Origin of the sequence: Occallatibacter sp., assembly GCF_049510455.1 — a bacterium.
Taxonomy (GTDB): domain Bacteria; phylum Acidobacteriota; class Terriglobia; order Terriglobales; family Acidobacteriaceae; genus Telmatobacter.
Window position 1 is genome coordinate 14546 of record NZ_JBEKYX010000040.1, and the last position, 19111, is coordinate 33656.

Annotated in this window: 15 protein-coding genes and 1 tRNA gene; 7 read left to right on the plus strand and 9 right to left on the minus strand. The window is 57.8% G+C overall.

The window, feature by feature from the left end; translation table 11 throughout:
• Nucleotides 1-122 precede the first annotated feature (122 nt).
• Complete coding sequence (gene motA, locus ABSG47_RS09160) at nucleotides 123-998, plus strand: flagellar motor stator protein MotA (RefSeq protein ID WP_424169080.1); 876 nt, start codon at nucleotides 123-125, stop codon at nucleotides 996-998.
• A gap of 34 nt (nucleotides 999-1032) precedes the next feature.
• Nucleotides 1033-1929: a flagellar motor protein MotB gene (locus ABSG47_RS09165; protein ID WP_424169082.1), complete on the plus strand. Its 897-nt coding sequence runs from the start codon at nucleotides 1033-1035 to the stop codon at nucleotides 1927-1929.
• 165 nt (nucleotides 1930-2094) lie between these two features.
• Here ABSG47_RS09165 and ABSG47_RS09170 read toward each other — a convergent pair whose 3' ends face one another.
• The 6 genes from ABSG47_RS09170 to ABSG47_RS09195 all read right to left on the minus strand — a co-directional run bounded on the left by ABSG47_RS09170 (nucleotide 2095) and on the right by ABSG47_RS09195 (nucleotide 10584).
• Nucleotides 2095-5856, minus strand: coding sequence for a TonB-dependent receptor (locus ABSG47_RS09170; protein ID WP_424169084.1), 3762 nt, complete (start codon nucleotides 5854-5856; stop codon nucleotides 2095-2097).
• Nucleotides 5857-6178: 322 nt separating this feature from the next.
• Nucleotides 6179-7162, minus strand: coding sequence for a transglutaminase family protein (locus ABSG47_RS09175; protein ID WP_424169086.1), 984 nt, complete (start codon nucleotides 7160-7162; stop codon nucleotides 6179-6181).
• Between the two features lie 15 nt (nucleotides 7163-7177).
• Nucleotides 7178-8140: an alpha-E domain-containing protein gene (locus ABSG47_RS09180; RefSeq protein ID WP_424169088.1), complete on the minus strand. Its 963-nt coding sequence runs from the start codon at nucleotides 8138-8140 to the stop codon at nucleotides 7178-7180.
• A 41-nt stretch (nucleotides 8141-8181) separates the two neighbouring features.
• The gene (locus ABSG47_RS09185; RefSeq protein ID WP_424169090.1) at nucleotides 8182-9645 is read right to left on the minus strand and encodes a circularly permuted type 2 ATP-grasp protein; all 1464 of its coding nucleotides are present in this window, start codon (nucleotides 9643-9645) and stop codon (nucleotides 8182-8184) included.
• 146 nt (nucleotides 9646-9791) lie between these two features.
• Nucleotides 9792-10175, minus strand: coding sequence for a helix-turn-helix domain-containing protein (locus ABSG47_RS09190; RefSeq protein WP_424169092.1), 384 nt, complete (start codon nucleotides 10173-10175; stop codon nucleotides 9792-9794).
• Nucleotides 10156-10584 carry a type II toxin-antitoxin system HigB family toxin gene (locus ABSG47_RS09195; protein WP_424169094.1) on the minus strand — a complete coding sequence of 143 codons (429 nt, stop codon included), beginning with the start codon at nucleotides 10582-10584 and terminating at the stop codon, nucleotides 10156-10158. Before ABSG47_RS09195 ends, ABSG47_RS09190 begins: the two co-directional genes overlap by 20 nt.
• Here ABSG47_RS09195 and ABSG47_RS09200 point away from each other — a divergent pair.
• The 3 genes from ABSG47_RS09200 (at nucleotide 10583) to ABSG47_RS09210 (ending at nucleotide 14935) form a co-directional block, all read left to right on the plus strand.
• Nucleotides 10583-12508 (plus strand): M61 family metallopeptidase, encoded by a 1926-nt coding sequence (locus ABSG47_RS09200; protein WP_424169096.1) that lies wholly within the window; start codon nucleotides 10583-10585, stop codon nucleotides 12506-12508. The two genes, ABSG47_RS09195 and ABSG47_RS09200, sit on opposite strands and share 2 nt — an antisense overlap.
• Nucleotides 12509-12725: 217 nt before the next feature.
• Nucleotides 12726-12962, plus strand: coding sequence for a hypothetical protein (locus ABSG47_RS09205; protein WP_424169098.1), 237 nt, complete (start codon nucleotides 12726-12728; stop codon nucleotides 12960-12962).
• 53 nt (nucleotides 12963-13015) lie between these two features.
• On the plus strand, nucleotides 13016-14935 hold the full coding sequence (locus ABSG47_RS09210) for a CocE/NonD family hydrolase (protein ID WP_424169100.1): 1920 nt from the start codon (nucleotides 13016-13018) through the stop codon (nucleotides 14933-14935).
• A gap of 562 nt (nucleotides 14936-15497) precedes the next feature.
• Here ABSG47_RS09210 and ABSG47_RS09215 read toward each other — a convergent pair.
• Both ABSG47_RS09215 and ABSG47_RS09220 read right to left on the minus strand, forming a co-directional pair.
• A complete protein-coding gene (locus tag ABSG47_RS09215; protein WP_424169102.1) occupies nucleotides 15498-16628 on the minus strand; it encodes an MFS transporter in 1131 nt (376 codons plus the stop codon).
• Nucleotides 16625-17713 carry a LacI family DNA-binding transcriptional regulator gene (locus ABSG47_RS09220; RefSeq protein WP_424169104.1) on the minus strand — a complete coding sequence of 363 codons (1089 nt, stop codon included), beginning with the start codon at nucleotides 17711-17713 and terminating at the stop codon, nucleotides 16625-16627. Before ABSG47_RS09220 ends, ABSG47_RS09215 begins: the two co-directional genes overlap by 4 nt.
• 117 nt (nucleotides 17714-17830) lie before the next feature.
• On the opposite strand from ABSG47_RS09220, the gene ABSG47_RS09225 reads away from it, so the two are divergent.
• Together ABSG47_RS09225 and ABSG47_RS09230 are read left to right on the plus strand one after the other, a co-directional pair.
• A tRNA-Ser gene (locus tag ABSG47_RS09225) sits at nucleotides 17831-17920 on the plus strand.
• A gap of 149 nt (nucleotides 17921-18069) precedes the next feature.
• Complete coding sequence (locus ABSG47_RS09230) at nucleotides 18070-18552, plus strand: hypothetical protein (RefSeq protein WP_424169106.1); 483 nt, start codon at nucleotides 18070-18072, stop codon at nucleotides 18550-18552.
• Between the two features lie 191 nt (nucleotides 18553-18743).
• Here the strand turns inward: ABSG47_RS09230 and ABSG47_RS09235 are convergent.
• Nucleotides 18744-19111: aldose epimerase family protein (locus ABSG47_RS09235; RefSeq protein ID WP_481133025.1), on the minus strand; the 368-nt coding region annotated here is incomplete at its 5' end.

Consider the following 19111-nt stretch of genomic DNA (forward strand, 5'->3'; position numbering starts at 1 on the left):
TACTTCCGGAACTGCCGATAGATGCGGAAAGGGCAAAGAGTCCGCATCACAGTGGAATCCGCATATCGCCGGATTATTCTGGGGCCGGATATCTGTCTGTCTGCGCTGCTTGGGAGGCAGTTATGTTCGCCATCGTCGGCATTGTGGTCGTATTCTGCGCCGTTCTCGGCGGATATCTCATGGAGAAGGGCCAGATCCTGGTCCTGCTTCAACCTGCGGAACTGCTCATCATCGCTGGATCCGCTGCCGGCACGGTTCTGGCCGGCAATCCCGTGCATATCCTCAAGGGAATTGTCGCCGGGCTCCTCAGCGTTCTCAAAGGCTCGGGCATGAGCGAGAAAACCTATCTCGCCACGCTCAAGATGATGTACCAGCTTCTCAACAAGGTCCGTAAAGAGGGCCTGCTCAGCATTGAAGCTGACATCGAAAAGCCCGAGGCCAGCGCCTTCTTCAAGTCCAATCCGGAGTTTCTGGCCGATCACCACGCCCGCGACTTCGTATGCGATACCCTCCGCGTCGGCCTGACCGGCGGAGTGGAAAGCTTCGACATGGACCAGATGCTCGAACTGGACATGGAAGTGCATCACAAAGAGGCGCAGTTGCCTGTAACCGCGCTTTCCACGGCCGCCGATTCCCTGCCCGGTCTCGGCATTGTGGCTGCCGTTCTCGGCGTTGTCATCACGATGGGATCGCTCGGTGGCCCCGCTGAAGAGGTGGGCAAAAAGGTCGCGGCCGCGCTCGTCGGCACATTTCTGGGCATTCTGCTCTGCTACGGCGTCTTCGGCCCTATCGCCGCTCACATGTCCAAGATCTCGGATGAGCATCACGCATACCTTCACGTGCTGCGTGTCCTTCTGATGGCCTTTATGAAAGGCTCAGCGCCGCTCATCGCCATAGAAATGGCTCGCCGAGCCATTCCTGCCCGCGTCCGCCCCAGCTTTGACGAGATGGAAAAACACTGTAAGGGACAGACCGCTAATAAGGCCATCGCTGCCTGACGCGCCTGAAGACTTAACGCGCCTGGAGAAAAATATGACACCCGTGCCACCCCCCACCCCACCCCGCACGCAACCCATCATCATCAAGCGCAAAGCGGCCCACCATGGACACCACGGTGGCGCATGGAAGGTGGCTTACGCGGACTTCGTGACCGCGATGATGAGCCTCTTCATCGTTCTCTGGCTCATGAGCCAGAGCTCCAAGGTCAAGGCGGCTGTCGCCGGCTACTTCAATGACCCTCGTGGCACGGCCAGCCAGCTCGGCACCACTATGAACGGAACCGGCATTCCCACACCCGTGCCAGCCACTGACCTTAACGCGCTCAAAGCTCGCCTGGAACAGGAGATCAAAGCCAGCAAGGACCTTCAAAAACTCTCCAAGCAGATTGAGATCACTATAACTTCGGAGGGACTACGGATCGAATTGCTTGAGGATAAAAATGGCACCTTCTACGAAAGCGGAAGCGCGCATTTGAGCGACAACGGACAGCAGTTGCTTGCCTTGCTGGGACGTGAGCTTAAGACCCTTCCCAACCATCTGCTGATTGAAGGGCACACCGATGCTACGCAGTATTCATCGGGCGCGGAGTATACGAACTGGGAGCTCTCAGCCGACCGCGCCAACGCCGCGCGCCGGTTAATGCAGGCGGACGGCGTTCGCGGCGACCAGGTGACACAGGTTCGTGGCTACGCTGACCAGTTGCTGCGGGTCCAGTCCAATCCTTACGATCCCTCCAACCGCCGGATCACGATTCTCGTAAAAAACGAGGCTGGCGCTCCGGCTCATCTGCCGATAAAAGCGCAGCCTGCTGTGGCTGTGGTTCCGCAGAGCGCTCAGAAGGCTGCTTCTTCGCCGCCTGTTGCGAGCGCGGCGGTAAAGCCGGTGGCCCTGCCTGTTTCAAGTGAGGCTGCAAAGAAGGCCGGAAAATAAAAAGCCGGAGGGAGCATGAGGCTTCAGCCTCACGAATAGGGCCAATGTATTCAAGAGGGCTTTAGCCCCGGGCCCTTCCTTAAAGCCGCCAGACTGACTTTGTCCGCAATAAGAAGCCGGAGCGGCATTCGCCGCTCCGGCTTCTTCATTAACTTCCACTTGAGGCTAGAAGTCGTACCGCAGGCTGAACTGCATGCGGCGAGGCTGCGTTAGCTCGGCACTGGCAACACCCAGGTTTCCGCCCAACAGACCCGAACCAATTGAAGCCGGATCGAAGCGCACGGTATTGGTGACGTTGTAAACCTCCCATGCGAACTTGAGTCCGCCCCATTCACCCAACTTCCAGTTCTTGGTCAGCCCGGAGTCGATGTCAAAGTAGCCGTCGCCACGGAAGTTGTTGCGTTCGCCTGCTTCTCCGGGATACGGCAGGCGAATGTTCCCACCATTGCATCCCCCACACGTAACATCCGTGTTGATCGCACCGGGATTGTCAAAGAACTGCGGCTCGCCGTTCGCATCGAAGTGGCGGCGCATCTTAACGGGCCCTGTTTTAACGCCGAAGCTCTCAATCTGCCAGTCGGTCGTGAATCCCGGCTCAAAGAGCGAGAAGGGCAGACCGCTGGAGACACGGCTGATGCCGGACAACTGCCAGCCGCCGATGAAGCCGTCCAGCAGCCTGTTACCGCCGCCGGACAGCATCTTACCGCGGCCAAAGGGAAGCTGATAAACGCCATCGACCGTGAGCAGATGATGGGTATCGAAATCGGAAATGCCACGGTTCAGATACGGCCTCCAGGTGTTGAGAATGCTGGAGAATGAACCCTGGCCGGAAAACTCGGTGTTGCGCTCGGCATCCGAGCCCATATCAATGGACTTGGACAACGTATAAGCAATATCGAGCTCCAGGCCGTGGCTGGTAGGATGACGCAGCACCACCTGCCCGGCATTGTAGTAGCTCATGCCGATGGTCGACAGCGCATAGAGCGAAGAGAACTGCCCCTGCCAGAAGTGCGGCTGCCAGTTGGCAGGCGCCGGATAGAAACCATCCAGTGGCCCGTAGAAGTCGAGGTCGGATAGCGAGGTGGTCGCGCCGAGGTTGTAGCGATACGGCGCCCATTCGTTGTTGTAGATTGCCTGGGTCGCGCTTTCGCCGGCATAATCGAAACCCTGCATGAACGAGAAGACATTCTCAAAGTACGGAATTGCCGGTACGTTTGCCACAGAACCGCTGCCACTGGCGTTCAGGCCAAAATTGCCCTGGTGGGCATCCACAAGTTTGGAAAGCTGCGTGCCAGCGGTAAAGTAGTCACCTCCGCCCTGCGGGTCAACATAATTGACCGGTTCAGCCAGGTCGAGCTGTTGGATCAGGTGGCGTCCAAGCGTGCCCACATAATCCACCTCCAGCGTGAACCCTTTTCCAACCTCACGTTGGACGGAGAAATTGAATGCCTCCGAATACGGCGTCTTGAGCTTGCTGTCAAGGCCCCAAGTAATGGCAAAGCCCTCTGTAGGTCCCGTTGGCGGCGAATAGGGAAAAACTGCGGTCGGCGGCAAGCCGGCGTTGCTGAACGGCAAGGCATTGCGCGCCGTAAAGCGCGGTGAGTCTTCGGAGTTATAGGTTGCCGCGGGATTGGTGATGGCGGTGCTGAGGCCGAAGGCGCCATTCTGGTCGAAGACATTGACCAGCGATTGGCCGTAGTGGTTGTAGTAGATGCCTGCACCCGCGCGGATGGAGGTCTTCGAATCCGGCGCGTAGGCAATGGCAAGGCGCGGAGCAAAATTGTTCTTCGACTTGGGCCAGAAGCCTGGCTTGCCGTAGTATGGGCCGGCGGGCGCGAAGGCCAACTGAGGCTCATAAATCTGGCCTTGCTGCGCCTCGGCTTCGCGCTGCAGATACCAGGCATGCGTATCGATGGTGGGTGTAACCTCTTGTCCGCTCGTCTCCCACGGCGTTTGCAGAATGCTGTGGCGAAGGCCAAGTGTGACAGTCAGATTCGGTAGAATGCGCCAGGCGTCCTGCACATACCACTCGAACTCATTTGCGGTGAAGTGGCGCGTAAGATTTGCGCCGTCTGACATAAGCGTGCCCGAGTTGCCGTTGAGATGGTAGTTGTAAACGTTCGTAACTGAAGGAACGGTGCCTACCAGATTCGCATAGGCAATCACATACGAGTTCGTAAAACCGCCATCAACCGGGTCCAGACCGAGAACCTGATCCGGCTGCGGCGGATTACCGCCCAGCCAGTACGGATTCGAGCTGCCGCTATTGAACGAACTGGCATTTGAGATGCGGTTCTGGTGAATCAGGCGCCAGTTGCCGCCAACCTGCACTGTGTGGTTGCCCTTGGTCCACGTAAGGTTATCCACGATATTGTTCACCGGAACCCAGTTGATGGTCGAGCGGGTTTCGGCAGTCGTAGTCGCAAGAAAGCGAAAATCGACATAATCGCCGGAGCCTACGCCGCGGGTGCTGTTGCCCTGGCGAACGTAGCCATAGCGAACATCATTGATGAGGCTCTGCGTAATCGTCCACGTATCGCCGGCAATGACGCCCTTGCTGTTGTCCTCAAATAGGCTGGACGGTCCCTGGCCCGGGAACTGCTCCGTGCCCCCCGTGGTGTCCTTCTGCAGGTTACCGCGGACAAAGATGCGATGCCTGTCCGACGGAGTGTAATCAATACGGGCAATCGATGTATTTTCCGTCTTTGGATTGGGCGAAGAAAAAGAGTACGATCCCGAGTTCAGTCCGTCGCCCTCGGTAAAGCCATTGGACGCGGGCATCGACTGGAAATAAGCCAGCGCATTCGGGTTGGTGCCCGGCGGATTAGGATACGCACTGCTATTGCAAACCTGGCAGCCTGCGTCCAGTTGCGCAACCTGTGTGGGTGTGAGCGTGACGTTCTCAAGGCTTCCACTCGCCGCGTCCCCCTGGTAGAGCAGATTACCCATCTGGTAGGACGCAGTGGGAACGGTCTGCGTAATCTGAGTATTTTCCGCAATCCGCTCAGCCTCGTAGTTCACGAAAAAGAAGAGTTTATCCTTCTTGATCGGTCCGCCCGTATCGGCTCCGAAGATATTACGGATCAGCTTGCCGGGAATGTTCGGCAATCCGCTGTTGAATTCTCCCTGCTTGTTGAACCAGTCATTCGCTACGGTAATCGTAGGGCGGTTGTATTCGTACGCGGCGCCGTGGTACTTGTTCGACCCCGACTTTGTCACCAGGCTCACCTGAGCGCCGGCCGAACGGCCCTGGTCGGAGTTGGCGTTCGCCGTCGCCACGCGGAATTCTTCCACAGAGTCCTGCGTTTCCCGTAGAACGCCGGTAAACGCAAAGCCGTTCACCTGATCGTTGTCGTCAACGCCGTCCATCGTCACATTGCCCTGATCGGAGCGCACGCCGTTTACCGAGCCGCTCCGGCTATCGCTGCTGTTCGGCAGGTAGAGCACGCCGGGCTGCAGCGAAAGCAGGTCGGGAACATTACGCGTCTCCGAAGGCAGCGCCTGAATCAGGTCGTTATTCACGGCATTGCCAAGCGAGGCGTCGGTCGTGTTGAGCGTCTGCGCTTCAGCGGAGACGTCCACCGTGACAGTGCTGGCCTGAACTGTCATCGAGAAATCAATGGTGGCCGGCTGGTTCACCAGCAGTTCGGCCAGCTTGCTCTGGTCGCCGAATCCCATCGCCGAAACCGTAATCTTGTACTTTGCCGGAGGAATCTGGGCGAACTCATAGGAGCCGGCCGAATTTGCCGCGGTGCTGTACGAACGGTCAGTGTCTGTGTCGCTGATGGTGACCTTTGCGCTGGAGACCAACGCGCCGCTCGGGTCCTTGATAGTACCGCGCAGTGAAGTCGTTGCGTTTTGACTGAATGCAAGCGAGGTAGTAGAGAGGATGCAGAGAAGCACCCACCCCAGAAAAGTTCGTTTCACGTCAGTTCCTCCAAGAAAGCCCGTCTATGCGGCGGCATGCATTTCTGCCGCTCGTTGTAATTGCAATGCCGCGCCGACGTGCGTTGGTTGCGCGCGGTGTCTTCGATCCAATCCGGGCTGCGCTTCTGGTGCGTTCATCGCTCCATACGCGCGCCTGGATCCGTGAAAATCTTGCTCGATTTCAGCCTTTCCGTTCCCTGGCGAGCACAAGCAAAAAAATCAACGGGGAATGTCCGCCATTGTCCCGCAAACTCGCTGTTTATGCAATTTAAAAAATTTACACGACAGAATCAAAAGATCACATAAAGATCTTTAATTTCGCCTATTGCTGTTGCTGCATTTGCTGAATCTCTATATTGGACATGGCATGCGTTATCGGTTCCTGGGCTCGCTCCACCAGCACAGACCAATCCTCCGGGATCGGCAGATTGCGGTCCAGTTCGGGAGCCTTTTCACCCGCATCCACATGCACCGCTACATAAAGCTCGCTCTCCGTCTGGCCGCGAAAGATGCCCCGCGTCGGCGGCACATCCGCATAATCGCGGCCTACGGCGGTACGAATGTGCCGATGATGCGCCACCAGATTGTTCGTCGGATCAAAACCAATCCATCCAAAATGCGGCAGAAGCACATCCACCCATGCGTGTGAGGCATCCGGTGTTGAGCGGTCATGATCCTCGCGGCTCCGGTACAGATAGCCGGAAACATACCGCGCCGGAATCCCTACGTGCCTGAGCAACGCAATCATCGTATGGGCGAAATCCTGGCAGACGCCCTTGCGGCTTTCAATCGCAAAATCGATCGGAGAATCCACTCTTGTGTGCTTCGGCACGTACTCGAAATAATTGAAAAGCCTCTGGTTCAACTCGTGTACCAGCATCACGGGGTCGTCACGCCGCCTTACCTCCAGCTTGCCGGCAAGTTCCAGCAACGCCGGTGACTCTACTGCGTAAGTCGAAGGAAGCAGCATCTCCGAGTAATCGCCGCTCTGCACCATCTCATCCAGCGCCCTCCATGCATCCGGCGCCAGAAACGCCGGTACATCCGGAGCCGGCTGCTGCTCCACCACGCTCTCCGCCACAATAATGAGCTGCGTGTGATCGCCTGGGATGTCAAAATGATGCACGTTGTTGCCAAGATAATCGCGATAAGTAAAGACGCGGCAGCGCGGGCTTACCGAAAGCGAGAACGCCAGGCAATGCTGCAGCGCATCCGAACGCGGATGCATGCGCGTCTCCATGATGCTCTCACTGATGGGCCGTGAATAGCGGAAGCGGGTCAAATGCCGTATCGAATAAAAATTCATGCTCGCTCTCGCCTCTTACACCGTCAGCGCTGACTGAATCGAATAATGCACATAATGGCGATAAATCTGCTCGTGAATTGCCATGCACTGCCTGCGGATCGCATGCAGAAACGCAGCCGCATCCCCGGCCAGAATCTCACTCACTGTCGTGTACCCCAGCATCGCATGCAACCGCCCAATCGCCGCACGCAGTTCCTCCGGCGGACGCCGTCCGCCGCTGCGCTGAATCGAATCGATCGCCTGCAAAGTCCCGTCGACGCAGTAGCGGATCGCATGAGGAAAATCGCGATTGAGAACCAGAAACTCAAGAATGCGATCCTCATCGATGTCGGCCGTATAAACCTGGCAGTAAGCCTCAAATGCCGTGCAGCACCGCAACAGACCCACCTGCTCCAGGTATTTGTAGCCAGAGTGTTCGTGATCCGGCAGGCTCACCAGATCCGGATGAAAGACCTCCAGCAGCGTGGCCGTCGCGTATGCCCGCTCCAGGTATCGACCCAGCCGGATAAACTGCCATCCCTGCCCGTGAAGCATCGTCGTATCGGTCACGCCCTTGAATAAATGTATGCCGTCCAGCACACCCGCCAGCACATCGCTCAGATTGTGGCGCGCCTGCAATTGCGTGCTCGGGGAGTGAACGTGATGAAAAAGCCGGTTCAGCCTCTGCCACTGTTCGCTTGAAATCTCTTCTCTCACCTGCCGCGCGTTTTCACGCGCGCAATTCACGCAGTAGATCACCGATGCATGATTCGATGTATCAAAAACCAACCCGCGTGTCATTGCTTCCAGATCGCCGCTCCATTCAAGTCCCTGCGGCCTGCCCAGCGCTGCCACAAAGCGCTGCCAGCGCGTCTCCGCGCTCGCCCCGCCAGGGTCCAGCATCAGGTTCATCGTCACGTCAAGCTGGCGCGCGGTATTCTCCGCCCGCTCCAGGTAACGGCTCATCCAGTAGAGGCTGTCGGCAACCCGGCTCAGCATCCGCGCATTCTCCCGAACTGCGTGCTTACTTCCGAAATCAATTAATCCTGCAATACCCATGTATCTTTACTGCCGCCGCCCTGCGATGAGTTCACCACCAGCGAACCCTTTTCCAGAGCCACCCGCGTCAATCCTCCAGGCACAATGTTCACCTTGTCGCCAAATAAGATGTAGGGCCGCAGATCCACATGCCGCGGCTCCAGTCGCTCGCCAATCAGACATGGCGCTCTTGAAAAATCCAGCGTCGGCTGCGCGATATAGTTCCGTGGATTGTCTTCAATCCTCCGCGCAAATTCTTCCCGCTGCGCTGCCGTCGAGTGCGGCCCGATCAGCATCCCATAACCGCCGCTCTCGCCCACAGCCTTCACCACCAACTTATCCAGATTCGCCAGCACATGCTTCCGTTCCCTGTCGTCCGTCATCAGGAACGTCTCTACATTCGGCAGAATCGGATCTTCGCCCAGGTAAAAGCGGATAATCTTTGGTACATACGCATACAGCGCCTTGTCGTCCGCCACGCCCGTGCCAAACGCATTCGTCACAGTCACATTCCCTGCGCGATACGCGTTAAACAGCCCCGAGCAGCCCAGGATCGAATCCGACCGGAACACAAGCGGATCGCTGAAGTCGTCGTCCACGCGCCTGTAGATCACATCCACGCGCTTCAACCCATCCGTCGTCCGCATGTACACAATGTTGTCGTGCGCGACGAGGTCGCGGCCTTCCACCAGGTCAATGCCCATCTGACGCGCCAGGTACGTGTGCTCAAAATACGCTGAGTTAAAAACGCCCGGCGTCAGCAGCACGATATTCGGCTCCGGCCTGCCCTCTGGTGCAAGCGACCGCAGCGTCGAAAGCAGCAATTGCGGATAGCGCTCAATCGGCCGCACACCGTAGTTATGAAAGAGCTGCGGGAAGGTCCGCTTCATCACCCTTCGATTCGTCAGCATGTAGCTCACGCCGCTGGGCACACGGAGATTGTCTTCGAGCACCACAAACTCGCCCGTATTGAGCCGCAACAGGTCTGACCCAATCACTGCGATGTATACATTCCGCGGCACCTGCAGCCCGCGCATCTGCCGCCGGAACTGCTTGCAGCTGTACACCAGCTCCTGCGGAACCACCTTCTCGTTCAAAATTCGCGCGTCCGAATAAATATCCCGCAGAAAATGATTCAGCGCCGTAATACGCTGCGTCAGCCCGCGCTCAATATGCTCCCATTCCCGTGCCTTAATCAGCCGCGGCAGCATGTCGTAGGGGAAAATCCGCTCCGTGCCTTCATCGCGCCCGTACACGGTGAAGGTAATGCCCTGTGTCAGAAAGGAAATATCCGCCGACTGCTTCCTCCGCTTCAGCTCGTCCTTCGGCAGCCTCGCCAATGTCTCCGCCAGCGCGCAGTAATGCTCACGCAGCTCGCCGTTCGGCTCGCGCAGCTCATCATAGGCGTGGTCAAGCGGGTAGTCCCCAAACAGACTCTCCAGCTCGGCGGTAGAACCAGCGCTCATAGACAGAGAAGAACTTCCCTTGCTGCAAATTCAAGGTGCAGGCCGGTTGCACCAGACAAAAGCCGCATCTGCCTGCTCCCTGTTCTTCTGCTTTTAACATGCGGGGTCTAAGGGAGCAATCAGAAAGCAAGGGCAAAAACTCGCTCTCAAGCAGCCTTCTTTCGGCGTCGGGGATGCACAGGCTGAATCAGGACCTCTGCAGGTATATGCAATTCCGCATTCAACCGCCGAATCATCGCCAGCGAAAGCGCACGATCGCCGCGCATCACCTCGTAGACCCGGGTGCGATTGCCGAGGATGCCGATGAGCGCCTTCATGTCTTCGCCCTTCTGCTCAAGGCGAAATTTAATCGCCTCTATCGGGTCGGGCAGATCGATGGGAAAATTTGCTTCTTCATAGGCCTCAGCCAAAGTCATCAGAACTTCGAGATGATCGCTTTCGGGGGTGCCTGCCACAACGTTCCACAGGCGTTCAATCTGACGTAGCGCCGCCTCATGGTCCGCATCGTTCTTAATTGGTTTCAGATCCATATTCGACCGTCCTCACATCGATCCCGTCGTATTCCTTATGCGTTCCGATCCATTTGATAAAGACACTGGAACGGATATAGTTCACCGCAACAACCAACCGATACGAATTTCCTTTAACGTTGAATACAATCCGGTCAGCCCCAACAATGCTCGCCTGGGAATAGCTTCTTTTAACATCTGCGGATGATTTCCACGTAGCTTCTCGAACTTCGTAAAACCAGGCATCCAGCGCCGATTTCACTGCACGCTGGTCTTTATGGCCCGCCAATTTTTCAGCGTACCTGGTCAGGGTGTTTCGAGAAAACACTCGCACAAGAGAAAACAATATCACGTTCCCATTTCGGGTACAATCATATCGAAAACGGTCCTTGCGCCCCATGCGATACCCTTTCTTCACAGGAGTATTCATGCACAAGTTTCGCTTCCCTGCCCGTCTCGGCGCGCTCGCTCTTTGCGCCCTTGCTTCGTTCGCAGTCGCGCAAAAAGCGCCCATCCAGATCACCGCCGACCTCACCGATGCCCCGCGCAAGCTCTACCACGCCGAAGTCGACATCCCTGTCACCGGCGGCCCGGTCACCCTCACCACACCGCAGTGGATCCCCGGCAACCATCGCCCCACCGGCCCCGCGGAAGACATCACCGGCGTCGTCTTCACCGTCGATGGCAAGCCCGTCGAGTGGCGTCGCGATGACGTCGATCTCTACCAATTCCACGTCAATGTCCCCAAAGGCGCAACCACTCTTCACGCGCATCTTGACTGCATCGTCCTCGCCCGCGTCACGCAGAAGATGGCCGTCCTTGAGTGGGAAAAGCTCCTGCTCTATCCCGCGCACACGCCTGTCCGCGACATCGCCATTCAGCCCTCGTTGAAGGTTCCCGCCGGCTGGGGCGTCGGTACCGCGCTACAGCCGGAAGGCTCATCCTCATGGCCCGTTCCCGCCGCCGGAAGCACCACCAAATTCGCCGTCACCAACGTCGAGCAGCTCCAGGACTCGCCCATCATCGCCGGCCAATACTTCCACGAATTTCCTCTCGCGCCGGAGATCAAGCCCGCGCACTACCTTGACGTCGTCTCCGACGATCCCGAAGACTCGAAGATGCGTCCCGCCACGCTGGCTGAAGTCTCGAACCTCGTCCGCGAAGCCGACTCTCTCTACGCCTCGCATCACTACAACGTCTACCACTTCCTCCTCACGCTCTCTGACATCGCCGGCGGTGAAGGCCTGGAGCACGGCCAATCCTCCGATAACGGCGTCGGCGAAAAAGGCTTTGCCGATGATGCCCATCAGCTCGCCGAATCCGATCTGCTCTCCCACGAGTTCACTCACTCCTGGAACGGCAAATACCGCCGCCCAGTCGGCCTCTATCAGCCTGACTTCGCCACCATGCAGCAGGGCGCTCTGCTCTGGGTCTATGAAGGCATGACGCAGTATCTCGGCAACGTCCTCGCCGCCCGTGCCGGCCTCAAATCACAGACCCAATACCGCGATCTCCTCGCCGCCAGCGCCGCAAGCCTTGACTATCGCGTGGGCCGCGAATGGCGCTCCACCGGCGACACCGCCATCTCCGCCAGCATCCTGCGCGGCGGCAATCCCGCATGGTCCAACTGGAAGCGCGGCCAGGACTACTACCAGGAAGGCGAACTGCTCTGGCTCGACGCCGACACCCTCATCCGCAAGCTCACGGACAACAAGAAATCTCTCGACGACTTCCAGAAAATCTTCCTCGCCAAGGGCGGAAACACTGGTCCGCTCATCGTCACCTACAACTTCGACGAGCTCGTCACCGATCTCAACCAGGTCGCACCCTACGACTGGGCCAAATTCCTCCACGACCGCGTCGATCACATCAATCCCCGCGCCGATCTCGAAGGCATCGAGCGCGGCGGCTACAAGCTCGTCTACAAGGACAAGCCCTCCGCCTCATCCCGCATGGTCGCCGCCGCCTTTGCGCGTTTCGGCTTCGGCATTGATGTCTGGTACTCGCTCGGCCTCCGCATCGGCGGCGAAGGAACCATCTCCGACGTTCGCTGGAATGGCCCTGCAGACAAAGCCCGCCTCGCGCCCGGCTACAAGGTACTCGCCGTCAACGGCCGTACTTTTTCGCCGGATGCCCTGAAGAATGCCATTGACGCGGCAAAGGGAACCAGCGAGCCCATCCACCTCGTCGTCCAGTCCGAGAGCTACGTCAACAACTTCGACATCGACTACCACGATGGCGAGCGCTACCCCGTCCTCGAGCGCGTCGAAGGCACGCCCGCCTACCTTGACGACATCACCAAGCCGCTCACCACTCCGGAAAAACCAGCGGAAAACAAGAAGGCCGACGAATAAATTACCAAAGGAAGCGGCGTTGGCAGACGGTACTGGTTCAGTTTGAATTGTTTTGTATCAGGGCACGACTTGAGTCGTGCCGAAAATCCGGCTGATAAAGTCTTTGGGCTTTAGCCCCTGCGGGATTCTTCAAACTGAGCCATTACCTGGCAGACAGAGCGGATTTCGTCCGTCGCCAACGTCACCCTGCGATACACTTGAAGAAACGGAATCTGCCATGAGCGTGATTGAAGATACCCGAAGGCTGCTTCAGGATTTTCTAGCGCCTGAGCTGCGCGAACTTACAGCACGAGTAGATGCTTTGGAAAAGCGTATGGACGAACGTTTTGATTCGTCAGAACGTCTCGCCTCCGAGCGCCATACACAAGTCATGCAAGCCATTGCCCGCCTGGCTGACGTCTACGAACTGCGCGAGCGCATCTCCCGCATTGAGGCTCGCGAAAGAACTCAATAGCCTCACCCTCTTCCCTGCTTTAATCTGTTCTCTCAAGGAGAACCACGAACCCAATGCACAGATTTCTCTGTCGCGCCCTGGCCGTTCTGGCCCTCTGCGCCCTCGCGCTCGCCAAGCTCCCCGCGCAAGACTCCGCAGACAGCTTCGTCAAATCCCACTACACCAAATACGAATTCCGCATTCCCATGCGCGATGGCAAGCATCTCTTCACCTCCGTTTACGTGCCAAAAACCGGCGCATTCTCCGACGCAGGCCCGTACCCCTTCCTCATGGACCGCACCCCATACAGCGTCGCTCCCTACGGCGAAGACCGCTACCCGACGCACCTCGGCCCGTCAGACGAGTTCGAGAAGGGAGGCTACATCTTCGTCTATCAGGATGTCCGCGGCCGCTGGATGAGCGAAGGCGATTTCGTCGAGATGCGCCCGCACATAGACAACAAGAAGAGCCCGCAGGATGTCGATGACGCCTCCGACACCTACGACACCATCGAATTCCTGCTCAAGAACGTGCCCGCCAACAACGGCAAGGTCGGCATCTGGGGCATCTCCTACCCTGGCTTCTACACGTCAGCCTCGATGATCGACTCTCACCCCGCTCTCGTCGCCGCCAGCCCGCAGGCGCCCATGACAAACCTCTTCAAAGGCGACGACTCCTACCACGGCGGATCCTTCATGCTGGAAGCAAACTTCGGCTTCTACGTCTTCTTCAAGCCTCAGCACAACCCTGAAGATCCCGCCCACGCCCAGCGCGACAACTTCGACTTCGGCACGCCCGACCACTACCAGTTCTATCTCAAAGCCGGCAGCCTCGCCGACATGGAATCGAAGTATCTCAAGGGCTCCAACTGGCTCTACAACGATCAGTTCCAGCACGACACCTATGACGCCTATTGGAAATCCCGCGACCTCGCCCCGCACATGAGGAACGTCAAGTGCGCCGTACTCGTCGTCGGCGGATGGTATGACGCGGAAGACCTCGCCGGACCCTACGGCACCTTCTACGCCGTCAACAAATTCAACCCCGAAACACCTACCACGCTCGTTGAAGGCCCCTGGGTCCACGGCGGCTGGGCGCGCGGCGACGGCTCTCACCTCGGCGACGCCCAGTTCAATGCCAAAACCGCCGAATACTTCCGCGCTAACATCCAGTTTCCTTTCTTCGAGCACTATCTCAAGGGCAAATCCGCAGGCGCGCAGCCCAAAGCCGTCGTCTTTGAAACCGGAACCAACGTCTGGCGCAGCTTCGATGCCTGGCCGCCCAAGGCCGCCGCGCCAAAGACGCTTTACTTCCACGCCAACGGCAAGCTCAGCTTCAATCCTCCCACTGAATCCAAAGGCGCAGATGAGTATGTCAGCGACCCCAACCACCCCGTTCCCTTCGTGGGCTATACAACAGACACCGTTCCGCAGCGCTACATGGTGGACGACCAGCGCTTCGCAAGCTACCGCCCGGACGTTCTCGTCTACCAGACCGATCCGCTGGAAGAAGACGTCACCATTGCCGGTCCCATCTCGCCCAAGCTCAAGATCGCCAGCTCCGGCACCGACTCCGACTTCATCGTCAAGCTGATCGATGTCTACCCCGATGACGCGCCCGACGTTGAAGGCACAGCCAGCGGCAACAAGCGCGTCCTCGATGAAGCTCCGCTCCACATGGGCGGCTATCAGCAGCTTCTGCGCGGCGAACCCTTCCGCGCAAAGTTTCGCAATAGCTGGGAGAAACCGGAGCCACTCACGCCCGGCAAACAGACAGAGATCGACTACACCATGCCGGATCTCTTCCACACCTTCCGCCGCGGCCATCGCATCATGGTGCAGGTGCAAAGCTCATGGTTCCCGCTTACAGACCGCAACCCTCAAACCTTCACCGACATTCCGCATGCCAAACCGGAGGATTTCGTCAAGGCAACCGAGCAGGTCTTCCGTCAGAAAGACGCCGCAAGCGGCGTAGAAGTGCTCGTCATGCCTTAGGCGGTCTGTGACGAATCAGACCTGGTAGTTTCGGAGGGAGCAGGGGCCTTCAGGCCCCTGAATTGAGGCAGGATTCTTAAGGGCTTCAGCCCCGGGCTCTTCATCGGACCCGCTGCCTTGAGGTCACTTCAAAAGGATTCGTCAGACCCTGCTTAAAGCAGGCCGCACAGGACACGTTACTTTGGTCCATTGTCCTTTCGTACCGAACCTTGGCCCAGATAGTTTGCACAAAATTACCGCCGTTTATGCCACACTCATAATCAGCAGCAGAAAAGGCCCGGTCTCATCGACCGGGCCTTCGTATCTTTGCACCCTATGCAATTTTTTTATTTCAGGGGGTGTCCGGCCCAAAGTAACCACTACCTATATACAAAGAGTAAACAGGCAAAGAAGCCCGTAAATCGATGCAAAAACGCCGGTTAGGCAGCTTTTTCTATATTTCTATGATCCGGGCCGCACTACCCTGCATTTGCAGCCGGAGAATTAACCGGGATGCCCACCCCCTCCCCCCTGCCTCACAGTTTCAATAATTCTGTAAATCTGTAAGGGCCCGCGAGAGACCTCAAGCATCCGTTCTTTGTCGGACCTGCACCAGCGGCAACAGACAAATCATCACCACCAGCGCGGCTGGGACCGTACAAAGTCCCAGCCGCAAGCTGTTTGTGCTCGAAGAGATCATTCCCGTCAGCCACGGCAGTGCCGACCCGCCAAATCCGGCCACCGAAAGCACCCACCGCGAATGCCTCACCTGCGCCCGCGCAAAAAACCGCGAGATCAGCAGCGGAAACACCGGTGCCAGCGCCGCGCCCAATAACAGCATCGCCACAGGAGCCGCGTCCACAAAGCCAACCAGCGCTCCAGCCGCCAACAGCGCAGCCACAACCACCACGCTCAGTACGCGCATCGCATTCATGCGCGTAAGCAGCAGCGCCGACAGTCCTCGCGAAACCAGAAACCCGCACCAGTACAACGAAGAAGATGCCGCCGCCTTTGCCGCCCCCGTGCTCGCCGCACGCATCGCATAAGAAGCCAGCCACGTCGCCGTCGTGTTCTCAATCCCCACTTCAAGAAATGTCAGAAAAGCAAAGAGCACAACCACGCCCCACTGCCCCACCCCGGATCCAGTCTCGCGCTCCGCAACAGCAACAGTCGCTTCCTCCGGCGGTTCCTGCAACCCCACCCAGCACGCCACCGCAGCCACAGCCGCGGCGGCAGCCAGCAGCCCGTATGCCACGCGCCATCCATGCCCTGTCAGCACCCGCGCAGCCAGCAGCGGAGCAGCCAGCGCGCCGGCACTCCACGTAAAATTCAACAGCGTCAGCGGCGCCGCCGTCTCACCCGCAAATGCCCGCCCCGCATACATGCTCACCGCAGTCATGGGAATGCCCACTCCCACGCCCATCGCAAAAAACAGCACCGGCAGCACATTGGGCGATCCCGCGGCAATCCCCCAGCACACCGCAGCCGTCAGCAGAAAGCCCACTGTCAGCAGTCGCGCGTACCGCCCCACGCACACCAGCGCGCCCAGCGGCGTTCCAAGGTAGTAGCAGAGAAACAGCGTCCCGGAGCGGCTGTCTGAAAGCCCAAAGGAAGCCGCAATCGCCGGCAACAAAGCCCCGCCAATCGCATGCAACACGCCCGTCAGCCCAAACGCTACATGAAGAACAACCAGCCTGCCCCTGTGCATCCTCATGCGCCATAGTTTCGCTTGTTTCGATTACGCTTCGGATTCGGCGGGCACGTGGACTCGCGAATCACCAGCTCCGGATGAATCGGCACAATATCGGGAAACGTAGCCTGCCCCCGAATCCTCTGCAACAGAATCCGCGCCGCCACCGCTCCCATCTGGTTCAGGGGCTGGCGTATCGTCGTCAGGCTCGGGTTGTGAAATGCGGCTCCCTGAATATCGTCAAAACCCACAACAGAAACATCTTCCGGCACCCGCAGCCCGTGATTCATCAATGCGCGAATCGCCCCAATCGCCGCAATGTCGTTATACGCCAGCACTGCCGTAAAATCCCCACCGCGCGCAATCAGCTCATTCATCGGCCCAAACCCCAGCTCAGGCGTTGAAACGCGCAGTTCCAGCGTCACGCACCGCTCCGGCGTTACCTCAATCTTCAGATCCTTCGCCACCGCCATCAGGCAGATCCATCGGTCGTCCGCGTCAGAGCTGTGGCTGCCGCCGCGCATAAACGCAATCTTGCGGTGCCCCAGTTGATACAGGTGCCGCAGTGCCAGCTCCGCCGCGCGCTTCTGGTCCAGCACCACATTCGTCACGCCCTCAATCTTTCGATGCCCCGCCACCACCACGGTCGGCAGGCTAAACGCTTCCTCCAGAACCGTATCGATAAAGATGAATCCCTCCACGGAGCGGTCCATCAGCAGCCGCGGATACTCCTGAATCAGATCCGGCTTCCTCCGGTGGCTCGCCGTCAGGTAAAAGTATCCCTCCTCCATCAGGAACTCCTCTACCCCCGCCATCACTTGCGTGGCATAGCTGTCACTTAATTCCGGCACCAGCACGCCAATTGAAAAACTCTGCCGTTTCCTGAGCGACCGCGCATAGAAGCTCGGCCGGTAGTCGAACTTCGCCGCAGCGTCCATCACGCGATCCCGCGTCTCCTGCGGAATCGACCGCACTCCCGGTGCATTGTTCAGCACCAGCGAAATCGTCGCCGGCGAAAGATTCAGATACTCGCCCAGTGTCTTCAGGCTGATTGGCTGTCCCGGCTGAGGACTTCGTGGATTGCTTCCCGATGGAGCTTTCTTAGGCATCTCTTTCTATGGGCCCCCGCGACAGTCTTAATTGCGGCTGTCCGCGCAACGAAAGAATACGCCATCGTTCTGGCCCCGTCCCCGCATTCCCAAGTACAATCAAATCAGTCCTGCCGCGGAGAGGTGGCCGAGCGGTTTAAGGCAGCGGTCTTGAAAACCGCCGAACCTTTACGGGTTCCGTGAGTTCGAATCTCACCCTCTCCGCCATGTTTGACTCCAAGCCATCCAGTAGGGTCCAAAATTCCTCAAAAACTCAATAAATACGCTGGTTTGGGCTATCGTCGGCTAGAATGTTTGGTACACCGAACAATTAAGTTAAAGAGAGATCGTCGAGAGAGCCTGACGGAGGAATTTCAGTGAACTATCGAATAGCGATTCTGGTCTCCGTTTTGCTGGCAGGCACTTGGCATACCATTTCAGCCCAGACCGGGAGAAGTGACATTCAGGCCGTTAACGGAACATGCGATACGTCTAGCCACACGGCGGAAGGACCAATCGATAGCGATTTAACAAAGCGACAATCACGGTTCTTCTGCGATTCAGCTGTCATCACTTTTTTGGACGACTACAAAGGTCATGTGATGATTCAGTTTGCACAGAAGGAATCCCACCATTCTCCGATTCTTGGTTTTTCTGGCCGAGTTGAGGATGATGGAATCATGATGCCGGTCGACCACGTGTATCTAGTGCCGGGGCAAGCGACTATCGTCAGTGACGGATGGTGCAAGTTCTTTTTAAAGGATCGGCAGCTTTCGGGAATCATGTGCGGCATGAAAGTAGATGAAACCGGGCGGCGAACGACCGCAGTGGTGGTGTTCAACGCTGCGCCTCGTCAGTGAAGTAATGCTCTGAGCCCCAACGCAAGCACCGCCTGAAGATGCTGTGGCGCCACAAAAGCCCCAGCCCCGCACATCTGGCGACCTAATTGGGGGCCCATATCTAATTTGAATTTTAACTATATGGTTTTGCGTGATTTATAAAGTAAGGCGAATCCATCTCCATTTCGCAGCTCAAATCTGTGTGGTGTTTGTCACTCTTGTACGCCGAATTCGAAGACAGTAGTGGTATGCAGCGTCTGCCCCGGACGCAGAATCGTAGACGGAAACTCCACCTCATTGGGAGAATTCGGAAAATGCTGGGTCTCCAGGCAAAACCCTGCATATTTCGCGAACGGCCTTCCATCGCTGTCGGTGACTGATCCATCCAAAAAATTGCCGGAGTAAAACTGCACGCCCGGCTCCGTAGTTGTAACGGTGAGCATCCGGCCGCTTTCGGGATCGAACGCTTTGGCGGCAAGACGCAGTCCCTCTCCATTGAGAACAAAGTTGTGGTCGTATCCGCCCGCCAGTTTCAACTGCTCGCCTTCAACCCCGCTTTCAGGCTGAATACGCTCCCCAA

Bases quoted from the DNA above. Each gene is read 5' to 3' on its own strand.
- motA (WP_424169080.1), top strand. From the start codon at position 123: ATGTTCGCCATCGTCGGCATTGTGGTCGTATTCTGCGCCGTTCTCGGC.
- ABSG47_RS09165 (WP_424169082.1), top strand. From the start codon at position 1,033: ATGACACCCGTGCCACCCCCCACCCCACCCCGCACGCAACCCATCATC.
- ABSG47_RS09175 (WP_424169086.1), bottom strand. From the start codon at position 7,162: ATGAATTTTTATTCGATACGGCATTTGACCCGCTTCCGCTATTCACGG.
- ABSG47_RS09180 (WP_424169088.1), bottom strand. From the start codon at position 8,140: ATGCTGAGCCGGGTTGCCGACAGCCTCTACTGGATGAGCCGTTACCTG.
- ABSG47_RS09185 (WP_424169090.1), bottom strand. From the start codon at position 9,645: ATGAGCGCTGGTTCTACCGCCGAGCTGGAGAGTCTGTTTGGGGACTAC.
- ABSG47_RS09190 (WP_424169092.1), bottom strand. From the start codon at position 10,175: ATGGATCTGAAACCAATTAAGAACGATGCGGACCATGAGGCGGCGCTA.
- ABSG47_RS09200 (WP_424169096.1), top strand. From the start codon at position 10,583: ATGCACAAGTTTCGCTTCCCTGCCCGTCTCGGCGCGCTCGCTCTTTGC.
- ABSG47_RS09195 (WP_424169094.1), bottom strand. From the start codon at position 10,584: ATGAATACTCCTGTGAAGAAAGGGTATCGCATGGGGCGCAAGGACCGT.
- ABSG47_RS09205 (WP_424169098.1), top strand. From the start codon at position 12,726: ATGAGCGTGATTGAAGATACCCGAAGGCTGCTTCAGGATTTTCTAGCG.
- ABSG47_RS09210 (WP_424169100.1), top strand. From the start codon at position 13,016: ATGCACAGATTTCTCTGTCGCGCCCTGGCCGTTCTGGCCCTCTGCGCC.
- ABSG47_RS09215 (WP_424169102.1), bottom strand. From the start codon at position 16,628: ATGAGGATGCACAGGGGCAGGCTGGTTGTTCTTCATGTAGCGTTTGGG.
- ABSG47_RS09220 (WP_424169104.1), bottom strand. From the start codon at position 17,713: ATGCCTAAGAAAGCTCCATCGGGAAGCAATCCACGAAGTCCTCAGCCG.